At 41.0% G+C, this 16,978-nt stretch carries 16 protein-coding genes, 1 tRNA gene and 2 riboswitches; of the genes, 14 read left to right on the forward strand and 3 right to left on the reverse strand.

Annotation, left to right across the window (positions count from 1 at the left end):
- Positions 1-188 precede the first annotated feature (188 nt).
- The 8 genes from pknB (at position 189) to BUB92_RS09420 (ending at position 8,606) form a co-directional block, all read left to right on the forward strand.
- Complete coding sequence (gene pknB / locus BUB92_RS09385) at positions 189-2,033, forward strand: Stk1 family PASTA domain-containing Ser/Thr kinase (protein WP_073093203.1); 1,845 nt, start codon at positions 189-191, stop codon at positions 2,031-2,033.
- A 26-nt stretch (positions 2,034-2,059) separates the two neighbouring features.
- Complete coding sequence (gene rsgA, locus BUB92_RS09390) at positions 2,060-2,941, forward strand: ribosome small subunit-dependent GTPase A (RefSeq protein ID WP_073093205.1); 882 nt, start codon at positions 2,060-2,062, stop codon at positions 2,939-2,941.
- A gap of 2 nt (positions 2,942-2,943) precedes the next feature.
- Entirely contained in the window at positions 2,944-3,588 is a 645-nt protein-coding gene (rpe, locus tag BUB92_RS09395; RefSeq protein WP_073093220.1) for a ribulose-phosphate 3-epimerase, read from the forward strand.
- Positions 3,589-3,667: 79 nt separating this feature from the next.
- A riboswitch (FMN riboswitch) is annotated at positions 3,668-3,785 on the forward strand.
- 93 nt (positions 3,786-3,878) lie between these two features.
- Entirely contained in the window at positions 3,879-4,985 is a 1,107-nt protein-coding gene (ribD, locus tag BUB92_RS09400) for a bifunctional diaminohydroxyphosphoribosylaminopyrimidine deaminase/5-amino-6-(5-phosphoribosylamino)uracil reductase RibD (RefSeq protein ID WP_073093206.1), read from the forward strand.
- Between the two features lie 5 nt (positions 4,986-4,990).
- Complete coding sequence (locus BUB92_RS09405; RefSeq protein ID WP_073093221.1) at positions 4,991-5,644, forward strand: riboflavin synthase; 654 nt, start codon at positions 4,991-4,993, stop codon at positions 5,642-5,644.
- 9 nt (positions 5,645-5,653) lie between these two features.
- Entirely contained in the window at positions 5,654-6,862 is a 1,209-nt protein-coding gene (locus BUB92_RS09410) for a bifunctional 3,4-dihydroxy-2-butanone-4-phosphate synthase/GTP cyclohydrolase II (protein WP_200774244.1), read from the forward strand.
- 19 nt (positions 6,863-6,881) lie between these two features.
- Positions 6,882-7,343, forward strand: coding sequence for a 6,7-dimethyl-8-ribityllumazine synthase (ribH, locus tag BUB92_RS09415; RefSeq protein WP_073093209.1), 462 nt, complete (start codon positions 6,882-6,884; stop codon positions 7,341-7,343).
- Between the two features lie 198 nt (positions 7,344-7,541).
- Positions 7,542-8,606, forward strand: a complete 1,065-nt coding sequence (locus tag BUB92_RS09420) for a DUF1646 family protein (protein WP_200774242.1) — start codon at positions 7,542-7,544, stop codon at positions 8,604-8,606.
- A gap of 43 nt (positions 8,607-8,649) precedes the next feature.
- On the opposite strand, the gene BUB92_RS09425 is transcribed toward BUB92_RS09420, so the two are convergent.
- From BUB92_RS09425 to BUB92_RS09435, 3 genes are read right to left on the reverse strand one after another with little or no spacing between them, the layout of a single operon-like run.
- Positions 8,650-9,474: a MetQ/NlpA family ABC transporter substrate-binding protein gene (locus tag BUB92_RS09425; protein WP_073093212.1), complete on the reverse strand. Its 825-nt coding sequence runs from the start codon at positions 9,472-9,474 to the stop codon at positions 8,650-8,652.
- 4 nt (positions 9,475-9,478) lie between these two features.
- A complete protein-coding gene (locus BUB92_RS09430; RefSeq protein WP_423230210.1) occupies positions 9,479-10,195 on the reverse strand; it encodes a methionine ABC transporter permease in 717 nt (238 codons plus the stop codon).
- The gene (locus tag BUB92_RS09435) at positions 10,176-11,213 is read right to left on the reverse strand and encodes a methionine ABC transporter ATP-binding protein (RefSeq protein WP_073093224.1); all 1,038 of its coding nucleotides are present in this window, start codon (positions 11,211-11,213) and stop codon (positions 10,176-10,178) included. Before BUB92_RS09435 ends, BUB92_RS09430 begins: the two co-directional genes overlap by 20 nt.
- Positions 11,214-11,284: 71 nt before the next feature.
- A riboswitch (SAM riboswitch) is annotated at positions 11,285-11,387 on the reverse strand.
- A 113-nt stretch (positions 11,388-11,500) separates the two neighbouring features.
- Here BUB92_RS09435 and mnmL point away from each other — a divergent pair.
- From mnmL to BUB92_RS09465, 6 genes are all read left to right on the forward strand, one after another.
- Positions 11,501-12,439, forward strand: a complete 939-nt coding sequence (mnmL, locus tag BUB92_RS09440; protein WP_242939044.1) for a tRNA modification radical SAM protein MnmL/YtqA — start codon at positions 11,501-11,503, stop codon at positions 12,437-12,439.
- Positions 12,440-12,463: 24 nt separating this feature from the next.
- Positions 12,464-13,741, forward strand: coding sequence for an L-lactate MFS transporter (locus BUB92_RS09445; RefSeq protein WP_073093214.1), 1,278 nt, complete (start codon positions 12,464-12,466; stop codon positions 13,739-13,741).
- A 67-nt stretch (positions 13,742-13,808) separates the two neighbouring features.
- Positions 13,809-13,895: transfer RNA gene (locus BUB92_RS09450), tRNA-Leu, on the forward strand.
- 122 nt (positions 13,896-14,017) lie between these two features.
- Positions 14,018-15,301: a helix-turn-helix transcriptional regulator gene (locus BUB92_RS09455; RefSeq protein WP_073093216.1), complete on the forward strand. Its 1,284-nt coding sequence runs from the start codon at positions 14,018-14,020 to the stop codon at positions 15,299-15,301.
- Positions 15,302-15,369: 68 nt separating this feature from the next.
- The gene (locus tag BUB92_RS09460) at positions 15,370-15,636 is read left to right on the forward strand and encodes a hypothetical protein (protein WP_073093217.1); all 267 of its coding nucleotides are present in this window, start codon (positions 15,370-15,372) and stop codon (positions 15,634-15,636) included.
- 190 nt (positions 15,637-15,826) lie between these two features.
- The gene (locus tag BUB92_RS09465) at positions 15,827-16,648 is read left to right on the forward strand and encodes an amino acid ABC transporter substrate-binding protein (RefSeq protein ID WP_073093218.1); all 822 of its coding nucleotides are present in this window, start codon (positions 15,827-15,829) and stop codon (positions 16,646-16,648) included.
- Positions 16,649-16,978 lie beyond the last annotated feature (330 nt).

Raw genomic sequence — 16,978 nt, forward strand, 5'->3', positions numbered from 1 at the left:
GTAATCTTTTCAGGGCAAGTGGGGAGACCCGGATAAGGGCGCGAGTTCCTGTTTCTTGGGACAGGGGCTATGGGAGTGCTTAAATACCGCCTGCTGGGAATAAGCACTCTCTGAAATGGCGGACTATAAATAGCCCAGCTGCTCAAACTGTTCGGTTTTGCACAGTTTGGGTAACCAGGTAACAGGTTTTGACAGGTACAGTTTTAGGTGGCAGATATGAGCTTTTAGAAAAAAGCGGCGAAGGCGGTATGGCAGTAGTCTATAAAGCCTTTGACAAGGCTTTGGGACGGGTAGTAGCCGTAAAAATATTAAAGCCCGAGTTTGCTCGCGATGCTAATTTTGTTCAGAAGTTCAAGACCGAGGCGCAGGCAGCAGCCAAATTGTCTCATCCCAATATTGTCAATATATATGACGTAGGGCAGGATGGAGATGTACATTATATTGTACTGGAGTTTGTAGAAGGATATACCTTAAAAGAACTTATTGAAAAAGAAGCGCCTCTTGATATAAGGAAAGCAGTAGATATTACCATAATGGTTTGTGACGGGATTCATCATGCTCATGAACGCGGGGTTATTCACAAAGACATAAAACCGCACAATATCCTTATTACCTCTAGCGGCCTGGTTAAGGTGGCTGATTTTGGCATTGCCCAGGCGGTTAGCAAAAAAACTATAACTTTTGGCGGCAATATTTTAGGTTCTGTACAGTATATATCACCAGAACAGGCTAAAGGAGAGCCGGTTACCCGGCAAACCGACATATATTCTTTAGGCTGTGTGCTATATGAAATGCTGACCGGAAAAGTTCCTTTTGATGCCGAAAGTCCTATAACTGTTGCCTTGAAACATATACATGATGAACCTCAGTTTCCCGAAGAGCTAGCTGATGTTATTCCGCAAAATTTGCAGGCCATTGTGCTAAAGGCCATGGCCAAAATACCTGCTTACCGTTTCAAAACCGCAGAAGAAATGCGTAATGCTTTAATAGGATTTTATAATGGGAGAAGAGAAACTTATTCTATAAATGATGACTATGGGAAGACTATCATCATGCCTCCTATTTCGGGTGAAAGGATGGATTATGAATTGCCTAAAAAGCGTAAACTGCGGCCTCAGGCTCTGGTGCTTATTCTGGCTGCCCTCATAGGCCTTTTGGCTGGTATTTTCTATGTACTGGGGGATGGTTTATTCGGCAAGGAAGTAGAAGTTCCAGACATTGTAGGAATGGAAAGCAAAGAGGCTAAGGATACATTGGATAAGCTGGGATTAAAAATGGTGGTCGTGCGTGAAGATACAAGCAGCGATATGGAACCGGGCAGGATTGTATCCCAGAATCCGCCGGCAGGCATGAAGGTGAAAAAAGGCCGGGAAATTGAAGTGGTTTTGAGCAAGGGAACAGCAATAGCCAAAGTACCTAATCTGGTGGGTATATCTTTAAGTGATGCCGAAATAAGGCTGGCCAATGAGAATCTGGTTTTAGGGAGAGTAGAGGAAGAGTATGATACTAAATATGCCAGAGGTCTAATTATTTCCCAAAGCCCTAAAGGTGGGACCAGGGTAAAAGAAGGAAGCCGGGTAGATGTTCTGGTAAGCAAAGGAGAGCCTCCGGAAAAGATAAAAATGCCTGATTTAATTGGGCTTAATATCAATGATGCGAAAAAACGTCTGGAAGATATGGGGCTTTTAGTAGCCAGGATTGTCGAAAAAGAAAGCAGTCAATATTATACTGATCAGGTTATAGAGCAGGATATTCAGCCGGGAGTTATGCTGGAAAAAGGAAGCAGTGTAACCTTAACCATAAGCAAAGGACCTGGCCCTGCTGCCCAGACCAAAGCCCTGGAAATAAGGTTGCCTTCTGATCAAGAGTATTATAAGGTAGTTATAGAGGTTACTGATGTTAAAGGCAAAAGAGAGGTATATAATCAGATAAATCAAGCAGGAGAAGTTTTGTATATAGGCGTAAGCTATTTTGGCAGTGGCAAAGCAGATGTTTATCTTAATGGTAAATTTTATAAGACTTACAGCTTATAGATGAACATTTGACGTGGAGGGGATTTATGAAAAATTCTCAAGCTGAAGGGGTAGTCCTGAAAAAATACAGCGGGTTTTATTATGTCAAACAGGAAGAAAAAATCTACGAGTGTAAACTGCGAGGCAAGCTTAAAGACCCGGTTTTAAGTGGAGATAAAGTTATTATTTCCGTATTGTCTGATGATAAAGGGGTTATTGAGAAAATTTTACCCCGTAAAAATGAACTCTTAAGGCCGCGTATAGCCAATGTAAGCATGGTATTGATTGTTATGTGTAATGATAAGCCAGCTCCCAGCTTATCTCTTTTAGACCGGCTTTTAGTTTTAGCGTATTATAACCATCTGGTACCTTATATCATCTTGAATAAGATTGATATGGCACCTGACCCTAAAGCCATGCTTATCAAGGACTACTACCCTCATGCTGGCTTTAATTTTTTAGAAACTTCTGCTCTTCAGGGCAAGGGTATTAAAGAACTAAGAGAGATAATAAAGGGAGAAATTGCTGTATTTGCCGGGCCTTCAGGAGCAGGGAAGTCTAGTCTTCTTAATGCTTTAACCGATGGAAGTTTAAAGGTAAAGACCCAGGAGGTAAGCACGAAAATAGGACGGGGTAAACATACTACCCGGCATGTGGAACTCTATCCCTTAGAGGAAGGAGGCTTTATTGCCGATACGCCCGGGTTTAGCGTTTTAGACATGCCTGCTATTTCCCGTAATGAGCTTGCCAAATACTTCCCGGATTTTAGCGATTTTGCTCCCGGTTGCCGATTTAACAACTGTTTGCACTGGAAAGAAAAGGAGTGTGCCGTAATAGAAGCGGTAAAACAGGGGACTATTGCTGAGTTTCGTTACTATAATTATCTGGATATGCTGCAGGAAGTTATCGAGAATGAGAGGTGTTATTAGCTTTGGTATTAGTTGCTCCTTCTATTTTATCAGCTAATTTTGCTTGTCTGGGAGAAGATATAAACAAGGTAGAAAAAGCAGGAGCTGATTGGCTGCATATAGATATTATGGACGGGCATTTTGTGCCTAACCTGACTATAGGACCGCAGGTGGTTGCTGATATACGGAAAAGGAGCCGCCTTTTTTTTGATGTTCATCTTATGATAGAAAAGCCGGAAACCCTCATCCCTTCTTTTGTAGAGGCAGGAGCTGATTTAATAACTGTTCACCTGGAAGCCTGTGTTCATCTGCACCGGGTAATAAGCTTAATAAAAGGATATGGGATAAAAGCAGGTGTAGCCTTAAATCCTGCTACTCCTGTTTATCTCCTTAATGATATAGCCTCTGAACTTGACCTGGTTCTGGTGATGAGTGTAAATCCAGGTTTTGGAGGTCAGACCTTTATTTCTGGAGCCGTAGAAAAGATAAAGGAGCTTAAACAGCTGCTGGATAATAAAGGATTAAATCCTTTTATCCAGGTGGATGGAGGCATAAATGAAACTACCGGCCGCAGGGTAGTAGAAGCAGGGGCCAATGTACTGGTAGCCGGGTCTTATATTTTTGGATCCTCTGATATTGAAAAAGCCGTGCAAAGCCTTAAGTTTTAAAAGTTTTTCCGTAACGGTTTCTAACCTTGACCATACGGACTTAAGGATGATAATATTAAAAAAACAAAATAGGGTGATAACCTTTCTTCGGGGACGGGTGGAATTCCCTACCGGCGGTAAAGCCCGCGAGCCTTTCAGGGCATGACCTGGTGCAATTCCAGGGCCGACAGTGAAAGTCTGGATGGGAGAAGAAAGGATGGGCATATTTTGGCATGCCCCGTTTTCTTCTGCCTGGAAACCCGATTGATTCGGGTTTTTTTTATCACCAGTTAGAGTAAGGAAGTGAAGCTATGACAGCAGTAAATGATGATGCTTTTTACATGCAGAGGGCTTTGAATCTAGCGGCTAAAGCTCTGGGAAGAACAAGTCCCAATCCGGTGGTAGGAGCAGTTATTGTTAAGGAAGGGCAGATTGTAGGAGAAGGCTATCATAAAAAAGCGGGCACTCCTCATGCGGAGATACATGCTTTAAAGCAGGCAGGAGAAAAGGCTAAAGGGGCGACTATGTATGTAACTCTGGAGCCTTGCAGCCACTACGGGAGAACTCCCCCCTGTGCTTATGCCTTGATCGAAGCAGGCATAAAAAAAGTGGTTATGGCTACTCTGGATCCTAACCCTAAAGTAGCAGGCAGGGGAAAAAAGATTTTGGAGGAGGCAGGAGTTGAAACAGTAGTAGGCGTTTTAGAAGAGGAAGCGAAAAGGATTAATGAAGTTTTTTTTAAGCATATAACTACCGGCTTGCCTTTTGTAAGCTTGAAATATGCCATGACCATGGATGGGAAAATTGCTACTTTAGCAGGCGATTCCCGCTGGATAAGCGGTGAAGAGTCGCGCTCCTATGTACATAAACTGCGCAATATATATGATGGAATTATGGTAGGGATAAATACGGTACTCAAGGATGATCCTATGCTGAACTGTCGTTTGGATACGGAAGAAAAGCGGGATCCGGTAAGGATAATTATAGATGGTACTTTAATGCTTCCTTTAGATAGTAATATTGTAAAAACGGCTCACCAGCAGAGGACTATTGTAATTACGGCATTATCGGCTGAAGAGGAAAAATGCCGGGAGCTGGAAAAGAATAATATAGAAATTTTAAAAGTGGCGGGAGAACCTGACCATCTGGATTTAGTAGAAGCATTTAAAATGCTGCTTATGGAGGATATATGCAGCATTTTGGTGGAGGGTGGGGCCAGGCTCAATGCTTCCCTTTTAGAACACCGGCTGGTAGATAAAGTGTATTGTTTTCTAGCACCTAAAATAACAGGCGGAACCGGGATTACCCCGGTGGAAGGAAAAGGGGTAGACTTTATGAAAGATGCTTATACGCTTAAAATAGCGGAATACAGGAGACTGGATGAGGATATTTTAGTGGTAGCCTATACAGGGTGGTGATAAGTATTTTTACAGGTATTATAGAGGAACTAGGTACGGTAAAGAGGATAGAAAAAGGAAGTCAGTCCTTTAGAATAACTATTAAAGCGCAAAAAGTTCTGGAAGATGTAAAAATAGGCGATAGTATTGCCGTAAATGGAGTTTGTTTAACGGTGGTAGATTTTGCGCCGGATTTTTTTACGGCTGATGTTATGCCGGAAACGGTAGCCAAGACTACTTTAAAGAGCCTTTCTTCCGGAGATTATGTTAATCTGGAAAGAGCTTTACGTCTGGGAGACAGGCTGGGAGGACATCTGGTACAGGGGCATGTAGATGGCATCGGAAGAATTATAAGAAAAGAAAGCCGCGATATTGCTGTTATTTATCATATTGCAGCTCCGGGGCAGGTTTTAAAATATACGGTGCCGAAAGGTTCCATAGCTATTGATGGCATAAGCTTAACGGTGGTGGAAGTAGGGAAAGATAGTTTTAGTGTGTCGCTTATTCCCCATACCGCCAAGATGACTACTTTAGGGTTTAAAAATGCAGGTGATGAAGTTAACCTGGAAACTGATATCATAGGCCGCTATATAGAAAGGTTGCTTAGCCACCATGAGTTGCCAGCTGCCGCGAAAAAAGAATTAGATATGAATTTTTTAGCTGAACACGGCTTTATTTAAGGGAGGGTGATTGTAGTGTTCAAATTTAACAGTATCGAAGAAGCAATTGAAGACATAAGACAAGGCAAAATGGTTATCATGGTAGATGATGAAGACCGGGAAAATGAGGGAGATTTAGTGGCAGCAGCAGAAAAGGTTACTCCCGAGATCATTAATTTTATGGCAACTTATGGGCGAGGTTTAATATGTGTGCCTATGTTAGGGGAAAGATTGGATGAGCTGGATATACGGCCTATGGTAAGTGATAATACCGATAACCACGAAACGGCTTTTACGGTATCTGTTGATTATAAAACAGTTACTACCGGGATATCGGCTTTTGAAAGGGCAGCCACCATCAAAGCACTTATCCATCCCGAAAGCAAGCCGCAGGATTTCCGAAAGCCAGGACATATCTTCCCGTTACGGTATAAAGAAGGAGGGGTTCTGCGCCGAGCCGGGCATACCGAAGGCTCCATTGACCTGGCCAAGCTGGCAGGTCTTTATCCGGCAGCTGTAATATGTGAGATTATGAATGAAGACGGAACTATGGCCAGGGTTCCCCAGCTTATAGAATTTGCCCGCAAACATGATTTAAAAATAGTAACGATTGCTGACCTTATTGAGTATAGGAGGCGAAGGGAAAAACTGGTAAGAAGGGTGGAGAGCACTTTATTGCCTACCATTTATGGAGATTTTACCGCTGTTGCCTATGAGTCGCTGCTGGACGGGCAGGGACATCTGGCTTTAGTTAAAGGAGAATGGAAGGAAGATGAGCCTATACTGGTAAGGGTGCATTCTGAATGTTTAACCGGCGATGTTTTTGGATCTAAAAGGTGCGATTGCGGTGAACAGCTGGCAGCTGCTCTAACCATGATTGAAAAAGAAGGTAAAGGGGTTCTGCTCTATATGCGTCAGGAGGGACGCGGTATTGGATTGGTAAATAAGATAAGAGCCTATAAACTGCAGGATATGGGACGTGATACCGTAGAAGCTAACCTGGAATTAGGTTTTCCGGCCGACCTGCGTGATTACGGAATCGGCGCCCAGATTTTAAGTGATTTAGGGGTAAGAAAAATGCGGCTTATGACTAACAATCCTAAAAAGATTAAAGGGTTGGAAGGCTACAATCTGGAAGTGGTAGAAAGGGTGCCGATTGAAATTGAAAGCCGCCGTGAAAATGAAAGATATTTAAAAACGAAAAAAGAAAAAATGGGGCATATGCTGGCCAAATTATAAAATAAAGGAGGAAAATAATATGAACATATATGAAGGTAAGCTTTTAGGTGCCGGGCAGAAGATCGGCATAGTAGTTTCCCGCTTTAATGAATTTATAACGAGCAAGCTCTTAAGCGGTTGTCTTGATGCCTTAAAAAGGCATGGGGTAGAAGATACTAATATAGATATTGCCTGGGTGCCGGGAGCATTTGAAATGCCTCTGGTGGCGCAAAAAATGGCTTCTAAGGAATATGAAGCCGTAATATGTTTGGGAGCAGTGATAAGAGGAGCTACTCCTCATTTTGAGTATGTTTCCGCCGAAGTTACCAAAGGAATAGCCCAGACCAGCTTAAGCAGCGGAAAGCCTATCATATATGGGGTAATAACTGCTGATACCCTGGAACAGGCCATAGAAAGAGCAGGTACGAAAGCAGGCAATAAAGGGGCTGATGCCGCATTAACAGCTATCGAGATGATTAATCTTTTAAAAGCAATAGGATAATATTCTAAAGAGCAATCCTTAAGCGAAAAGGGTTGCTCTTTAAATTTTAAAATTTAAATTATATTATTAAATTATACGAAAAACAGAAAAAATGAGAGAAATCGTGCAAAAACGATAATTTTTTCTTAACATTTATAAATTATTTGTTAAAATTAGAATGGGTGAAAATTGAACATCAATAAATTATAGCAGGGAGAGATGGTAATGGTTATTATAGGACTTGTCATCATTCTGTTACTAGTCTTAGTACTGCCTTTCACTTTTAAAATCGTGGAGGAGCAGCTGGAAATCTTTCTTTTTATTATGGGAATTGCTGCTGCTCTCATTTCTGGAGTTATGAACCGAGAACTCATCCTTGCTGCCTTCGAGCATCCTATCATGATTGCCTCCGCGGTTTTGATTGCCGGTGCACTTTTTCACATCCTGCGCGAACAGTTTGAAGGTTTCATGCAAAAAGTTTTTACAAAAGTTCCCGTACCGGCAGTTGTTTTTTTAGTAGTAGTAGTGCTGGGGTTGCTGTCAAGTGTCATTACCGCTATTATTGCTTCAATTATTCTGGTAGAGATTATATTCCAGCTCCCCATGGCCAGAAAGGATAAAATAGTAATTTGCGTAATTGCCTGTTTTTCCATCGGTTTTGGGGCGGCTTTAACTCCTATCGGCGAGCCCCTGGCTACTATTGCGATTGCCAAGCTAAATGAGGAGTTTTTATACCTTTTTAAACTTTTAGGCAAATTTATTATACCTGCCATTATAGTTTTCGGCTGTCTGGGAGCCTTCTATGCTGCCCGGGCGCAGAAAGCGGAGAAAGGTATGCCTTCCGCGGAACTGGCCATAACAGTGGAAGAAGAAGATGGTGAAGAAGTAGAACAGGATACCTGGCGCGGTATAATAATAAGGGCTTTAAAAGTATATCTTTTTGTTATGGCATTAACTTTTTTAGGCGAAGGCTTTTATCCTCTGATCGATGCCTATATTTTAAAGCTTGATTACCGCTTGCTTTACTGGGTAAATACGGTTTCGGCTGTTCTTGATAATGCTACCCTTACTGCGGCAGAAATAAGCCCGAAAATGACTACCATGCAGATAGAAGCTATTCTTATGGGGCTTATTATTTCAGGAGGAATGCTTATTCCTGGTAATATTCCCAATATAATATCGGCTTCCAAGCTGCGCATAACCAGTACGGAATGGGCTAAAATAGGGGTGCCTTTAGGGGCTGCAGTTATGGCGATTTTCTATGTAATACTTTTTGTTTTATAAAAAGATAGCCTGAAAGAGGGGAATTTACCCCTCTTTTTTTCGTTTAGAAAGCGGGCACGCAGGAACCATTATATTTTTCTTCCAGGAACTTTTTCACCGTCGGAGACTGTAAAGCTTTGGCTAATTTTTGAATATCTTCCCGCTTTTCATCTCCGGGCCTTACTACTAATATATTGGCAAAGGGCGAGTCTTTAGGTTCCATGAAGATCGAATCTTTTACCGGATTCAGGTTGGCTTCCAGAGCATAATTGCTGTTTATTACGCAAACATCCAGGTCTTCTAAGGCCCGGGGAAGCATAGGCGCATCCATCATTACTATTTTTATATGGCGGGGATTTTCCACAATATCTTTTTCTGTAGCTGTTACCCCAGCCCCTTCTCTAAGCTTTATAAGCCCGGCTCTTTCCAGGACCATGAGCGCCCTGCCCCCATTGGTAGCGTCATTAGGTATTCCAATTTTAGCTCCTTCAGGTATGTTATCTATATTTTTGTATTTATTAGAATATACTCCCATAGGTTCAGTGTGTACTTTTACCACTTCGCGCAAATCAGCCTTGTTTTTGGCATTAAAATCATCTAGATAAGGGCGGTGTTGAAAGAAATTGGCATCAATTTCGCCTTCGACCAGTGCCGGATTTAAAAGAACATAATCCGTGAACTCTTTGATTTCCAGGTCGATTCCTTCTTTGGCCAGCTCGGGCTTTATAACTTCTAAAATTTCCGCATGAGGTTTGGCAGTTGCCCCTACTACCAGTTTGTTAGCTTTTTTTTCTGCTTCCTTTTGCGCCTTATCTTGCGACCCGCATCCTGCTATTCCTGCTACCAGCAGGGAAAGAGAAAGTAACAGCACGAAAAATTTTTTGCCCATCAATTTACCTCCTTTTTTCATTTAGTTTGGCAGTTGCTTTATCGCCCAGCGTTTGGACACCTTGTACCATGAATATAAGAACTATAACGGTTGTCCACAGTATAAGGTTGTCATAACGCTGATAGCCGTAGTAATAGGCCAGGGTGCCTAATCCTCCTCCCCCTACTATGCCGGCCATAGCTGAATAGCCTATCAGGTTTATGGTGGTGATGGCTATACCCAGAGTTATGGAGGGAAGAGCTTCGGGTATAAGCACTTTGGTAATTATCTGCCAGTTAGTAGCCCCCATAGATAGAGCGGCTTCCACAAGTCCCCATTCGATTTCTTTTAAAGAAGTTTCTACCAGCCTGGCTACAAAAGGTATAGCTGCCAGGGTTAAAGGCACAATAGACGCAGTAGTTCCGATAGAAGTTCCCACAATCATGCGTGTTAGAGGTATTATAAGGATTAAGAAGATAATAAAAGGTATTGATCTTACGGTATTGACAAGGAAAGCCAGTATACGGTTCAAAAAAAGATTTTCCGCTATATGGCCTTTTTCTGTAATAACCAGGATTATGCCTAAGGGGAGTCCTAAAATATAGCTTAAACCTGTTGCTATAAATATCATGTAGATAGTTTCCCAGGTTGCTTTTAAGACTTTTTCGGCAACTATACCGTAATCCCCGGATAGCATAATCATAAAAGTATGATAATCAAAACTAGTTAGAAGATGGAGCATTTTTCAACACCTCAATTTCTAAGCCGTTATCTTTAAGAAAATCTAGAGCTTCCTTGATTATTACCGGTTCCCCCATGATTTCCAGAATCAGGTTGCCAAAGGGAATATCTTTAACCCGGTCTATATTGCCATAAAGTATATTGGCTTTAATATCGAATTTCTTAATCATGGTAGAAATTATCGGTTCTCCAGCTGATGAACCGATAAAGGATATTCTTACCAGCCTGGAGCTTTCTTTGTTATTTTGGGCCAGGTGCAGAAGATCTTCCGGCACTTCACTTTTAATTATGCTGTCGAGGAAGCTGCGGGAAGTAGGAGTGGCCGGATTAGAAAATATGGTCAGGACATCTCCTATTTCAACGATCCGCGCTTTGTCAATAACTGCCACCCGATCACAGATCTGTTTTATTACATTCATATCATGGGTTATGAGCAAAATAGTTATGTTAAGCTGCCTATTTATATCCTTGAGCAATTTAAGGATAGAACGGGTAGTTTCTGGATCCAGGGCGGATGTTGCTTCATCGGATAAAAGTATTTTCGGGTCATTGGCCAGGGCTCTGGCAATTCCCACTCTCTGTTTTTGCCCGCCACTTAATTGCGAAGGATAAGCCCGGGCTTTATCTTTAAGCCCTACCAGTTCCAGAAGTTCAGCTACCCTTTTTTTAGCTTCTTTTCTCGGCACTTTAGCGATTTCCAGAGGAAACATAACATTATCAAATACTGTACGGGATGATAACAGGTTAAAGTGCTGAAATATCATCCCTATCTTTTGCCTGGCCAAACGCAGTTCATCCTTACTTAGCAAGGTCATGTCTTCGCCATCAACGATTATAGTACCGGAAGTAGGTTTTTCCAGCATGTTTATACAGCGTATAAGGGTACTTTTACCGGCTCCGCTGAGACCGATTATGCCGAATATTTCTCCTTTATTTACGGTTAAGCTCACATTATCTAAAGCTAAAACTTGCTGATGAGGGGTAGTATATATTTTGGTCAGGTTTTTGATCTCGATCAAATTGGCTTCCTCCTTAAAACTATTAATGCCTCTTTGTATTGGCACAAAGAGGCAAGATCTGCTTATCTCATCTCTTATCTGCCAGACCTGTGATCTGCAGGAATTAGCACCTTGCCAGTTTTTGGCGGTTGCCGGGCGTCATTGGGCCAGTCCCTCAGCCGCTCTCGATAAGAGGTTATTTCCTATAAGATATTATTTGATTTTGTCGTAAATAATATTATCATTGTATACAGTGATGGTCAATAGTAAAAATAGTGCGAAAAATATAAGCCAAAGGCGGGATAGGTTTGGATATAAAACCTTTAACCTGGGATGGTAAAAGATATCATAGCCTCAATTATTATTTGCGTAAGAAATTTGGCCAAAAAGTTTTTAAACTTTCACTGGATGCAGGGTTTACCTGCCCTAACCGGGATGGAACTATTTCCAAAGAAGGCTGTTATTTTTGCAGCAGCCGTGGTTCCGGTGACTTTGCCGGGGAAAGAGGAAAAAGTATTACTGAACAGATGGAACAAATAAAGAAGGTTATGCACCAGAAGTGGAAAGCAGGTTTATATATCGCGTATTTTCAAGCTTTTACCAATACTTATGCCCCGGTAGATAGATTGCGGGAGCTTTACCAGACGGCGCTGGCCAGTCCTGGGGTAGTAGGCTTAGCCATTGCCACCCGTCCTGATTGTCTTCCGGAGGAAGTGCTGGATCTTCTGCAGGAACTAAACCGGAAAACTTATTTATGGGTAGAGTTAGGGTTGCAGACTATACATGAAAGAACGGCCCGAATGGTTAATCTAGGCTATAATTATGAAACTTTTTTACAGGCTTTAGAAAAGCTTAACCAGAGAGGTATTGATACGGTGGCCCATATAATACTGGGGCTTCCGGGAGAAGATTATGAGGATATGCTTTTAACCGGGAAAACCTTAGGAAAACTTCCCCTGCAAGGATTAAAAATTCATCTTCTGCACCTTATGGAGGGAACGCCGCTGGTACGACTGTATGAGGCAGGAAAACTAAACTTTTTAAGCCAGGAAGAGTATGTAAACCTGGTGGTTGATATTTTGGAGTATATTTCTCCCGAAATAGTAATTCACCGTCTAACAGGAGATAGCCCGCGCCATTTACTTATCGGTCCGCGCTGGAGCCTTAGAAAGTGGGAGGTTTTAAACTCCATTGATGATGAACTGGTGAGGAGAAACAGCTGGCAGGGGAAAAGGCTTTCTGGTTGATTCACAGGCAAGGGAGGTACTGTGTTGGTTAAAAAAAGGAGTTTTACCTGGCAGAGGATCAAAGTATTTGGGGCTGCAGCCATTACCAGCCTCTGTTTAGGTTCGGTTTACAGTTGGAGTGTATTTGCCAATCAACTTAAAGTTGAAAACCCAGATTGGAGTTTTACGCAGATTGCAATGATTTTTTCCCTTATGGTTTTTACCTATACAATAACAGCTATTTTTGCTGGAATGTGGCAGGATAAAACTGGACCGCGTGTAGTAGCCATGAGCGGGGCTGTAATTCTAGGTTTAAGCACAATAATGGCATCTTTCATGAAAAGCCTAGCCGGTTTGTATTTTTTTCATGGTTTTTTAGCGGGGATAGGGAGAGGACTTTCCTATGCTACTCCGCTACCTACGGTGCTGAAGTGGTTCCCGGATAAAAGAGGACTGGTCGGAGGTTTTATTGCCGGCATTTTTGGAGTGGGAGGATTAGTTTTTAGTTATATTGCTGGAAATATCATAGAAGCTACTTCTTCGGTACAAAGTGCCTTTTTTTGGTGTGGACTAATTTTTCTATTAGTTATGTTTTTCTGTGCCAGGTTTCTGATTAACCCCCCGGAATATGTAAGCGAAAAAGCACAAAATAATCATGTTATGTCAAATTATAACTATACTCCTTTGGAGATGCTTAAACAACCTGCTTTTTATATTTTTTTAGCTATCTTTATGTTAGGTGCTTTTCCTGGTTTAGTGCTTACCAGCAATGCCCAGATTATTGCTCAGGTAATGGCAGGTTTATCCCCTGTACAAGCTTTGAATATAGTAGCTTTTATATCTTTATTTAACGGCATAGGAGGTCCGATTTTTGGTTTATTACTTGACAGAACAGGTGAAAAAAATGCTCTTTCTCTGCTTTTAATCATGCTCATGGGAGCCCAGATTATGCTTATAAAAACACATAATGATAACTGGTTTATAGTAGGGGCCTGTATAATTATGCTGGGCTTAGGAGGTCTTTTTGGCATATTTCCGCCCCTTATTGCCAATTTTTTTGGTACGGCTTATCTGGGTACTAATTATGGTTTGCTTTTTCTGGGATTTGGGATATCAGCAGTTATATCACCCCGGGTAGCAACTATTCTGGCTGACCAGGCTCGTAATGGTGTATTACTAGCTGGGGGAGGAGTCCTGGAGATACAAAAAGCGCTGGCAGGAGCTTTTACCAGGGTTTTTGTCATAGGAATAGTTTTATGCTTCCTAGCCTGGTGTTTAGTTTTTATAATAAATAAACCATATAAAAAGAATATCTCGGTTTAATTTTTTGTTGACACAGGCCCTTTTTATGTTTTATAATTAAACTCGCTTGGGACAATAATAAAAGAATGCGGCAGTGGCGGAATTGGCAGACGCGCTAGATTCAGGTTCTAGTCCTGGTCACAGGGTGGGGGTTCAAGTCCCTTCTGCCGCACCAAATGAAAATGAAGGAAGCAGTTTGCTTCCTTTTTGTTTTTCTGGATTTTCATTATCTATGCCGGAGACGCTTTTGGTATAATATACCACAAAATAGTTTATACACTGCGGGGAGAGGGATAGATGATGAGGCGGAGTAAGGTGGAAAATATAAGTGCCCAGACGGCAGCTATAAAAGATTATTTGCTCCAAAATCCCTATTGTGAAGAAGAAGATTTGTTGAATAATCTCAAAATAAGCAAAAACACTTTGTACCGCATTTTACTGGGATTAGCAGATGATGTCACGGTATATGAAAATGACAGGGAATTAAAGATCATGCGAAAAGGAAGCCGGCTCACCCGTGATGATATAGTCAAATATCTGGAAGAAAATCTTTATGAGCGTTCACTTTTTAAAAAGACGGAACGTCTTTTGTATCTGTACAACCTCTTACACAGCCGGATACCTTATGGTGGAGCCGAGATGGAATTGATATTGAAACATTATAAAGAAATTATGAGCAACTATGGTGAGGAATTACCTGCGGAGAGCAGCATAAAGCGCATGATATACCGGGATATCAATGAACTGGAAGAAATGGGGATAGTCATCAACCGGCCATCGAAAGAGAACCGCAAATATGCGCTGAAAGAAGTTTATCTTCCTAAGCTTCCCCCGGAAAGTGCAGCAGCAGTTTACACTTCCATGCTGCTCTATGATAATACCCTTTTGGAACCGGTGATTGCGGCAGCCAGGTTAGAATTAGAAAAATCGTTTGTCAGGAATAAAAAGGTTTCTCACTATGCCGAAAATATAAAAAACCGGATTTATGTAGTAGGAGATACTCTGGCCAGCCCGGAGAGGTTTGGCGATATTTTAGGCAAGCTTATAAAAGCAGTTACGGAGAATATTAAGATCAAGATTGTTTATATGCACCGCGATGGTACGGAAGGGGAACGCTGGCTGGAACCTTTAGGTATGGTTTGCAAGCGTTCGGTATGGTATCTGCTGGCAAGGAAGTCAGGAAAGAAAAACAGCGAAGTCAGGGTTTACCGGGTAGATCAGATAAAAAGTATTTATTTGCGGGAAAGAGAAGTTTTTACTTATCCGGAAGACTTCTGTCTGCATGAATATATAAAAGCGAGCTGGGGCATTTATTGCAATGATCCGGTACAAAAAGTGGTGATAAAGTTTTCCCCCGAGGTAGCTTTCCGGCTGAAAACTATAAAATATCATCCTTCCCAGAAGATTTTGACTGAATACGCTGATGGCAGCTTGCTGGTAGAGTATGAGGTGTGTGGTTTGATCGAAATGCAGAGCTGGCTTATGCAGTGGGGAGAAAATGCCGAGGTTATTTCCCCCGAAAGTTTGCGCATCGCCTTGCAGGAAAGAGCACAAAAGATATTAGAAAAATATAATGGCTGATGATGACGAAAAAAGAAGGAAAAAGCAATTTTTTGTTTAATATTAGGCATAAACAGGAGGGATGATTAATGATGAACCAGAACCTGGAGCGGGAAAAATTAATAATGATTTTAAAAAAGCAGCCTAAATTTACAGTTAGAATAAAGAATAGCCAGGGGGAGGAAAGAGAGTATTTTAATATAAATATAGGCCTGGAAAATAATAAACTTGAGCTTTTTGGTTTATTTGACCTGGATGTCAGCCAGTGCAGTTTTGATTTTTATGGCGAAGGGAGGCATTTATGTACTATATATCCCGAAAATTCAGACTATGTCTGGATTAAAATATATATGTAAACGCTTTATGGCTGAGAGTTTAGAAAAAGGGGAATACTGTCTGCACTTAAGAGGGAATAAATTTATAAGCAAATCTTCTTTATGGAAAAAAATTACTTTAATATTTTAATTTTTTTTAACGTTATCTATTTACTTCTTTAACAAACTAAATTAAAATAATAACGAAAAAATTACCTGAGGAGGATTTGCGGTGAGGAGAAAAATTGTTTTTATTCTGGTCTTATCTCTCGTTTTAGGTATTATGCTTGCAGGTTGTGGAACCAATAATTCTGGTTCTAAGGCCCCGGCTGAAGATTCATCCTGGGAGGATATTAAAGAAAAAGGTTATTTTATTGTCGGTTTAGATGATGCCTTTCCCCCTATGGGATTTAGAGATGAAAATAACCAGATTGTTGGTTTTGACATCGACCTGGCCAAGGAAGCTGCTAAAAGACTTGGGTTAGAAGTAAAGTTTCAGCCCATAGTCTGGGAAACTAAGGAACAGGAATTAAATGGCGGAAATATTGATGTAATATGGAATGGACTTACTATAACTGAAGAAAGGAAAAAACACATTTTATTCACTAAACCTTACATGGAAGACCATCAAATTATAGTAGTAAGAGCAGATTCTGATATTGAAACTAAAGAAGATCTGATAGGGAAAAAAATAGGAATTCAAGCTGGCAGCAGTGCTATAGAGGCAGTAGAGGCAGATCCTATTTATGAAAAGATTAAAGATAATATATTAGAGTTCGAAAGTAACGTTTTAGCTCTGCGTGATCTTAAAGGCGGCGGAATAGATGCGGTAGTAGTTGACGAAGTAGTAGGAAGATATTATATTTCAAAACAAGCTGAGGATTATAAGATATTGAAAGATAACTTTGGAGTAGAACAGTTTGGAGTAGGACTTAGAAAAGGAGATAAAGCCTTTTTAGCACAATTGGAAAAAGTATTGGATGAGATGAAAGAAGATGGAACGGCAGCTGAAATTTCTAAGAAGTGGTTTGGTGTAGATATAATTAAATACTAGTATTTTTTAAAAATTTGTTATTATTAACTCAAGTTTCGCATCCAGAAAACCCTGCTCAAACAGCAATAAATCGGGGGTAACTGAGCAAAAAAATTGTTGTTGACAACAAAAAACGCATCCCCGTTTGGTAAAATGGTATTAAGGAAGAAACCAAAACAATCCAAACGGAAAGGATGCGTGATTAAATGATACAACAAATTAATCCGTCTGAAAAGGTCACAACTGAAGTTTCAAAACTATTTAAGGTTTTAAAGATCAACCAGTTACTCCGTGCTGCCAACATTCGCAAAGCAAGCGGGGTAAACGTTCAACAGATTTTTGAGTTTATCT

Origin of the sequence: Thermosyntropha lipolytica DSM 11003, from assembly GCF_900129805.1 — a bacterium.
GTDB lineage: Bacteria > Bacillota > Syntrophomonadia > Syntrophomonadales > Syntrophomonadaceae > Thermosyntropha > Thermosyntropha lipolytica.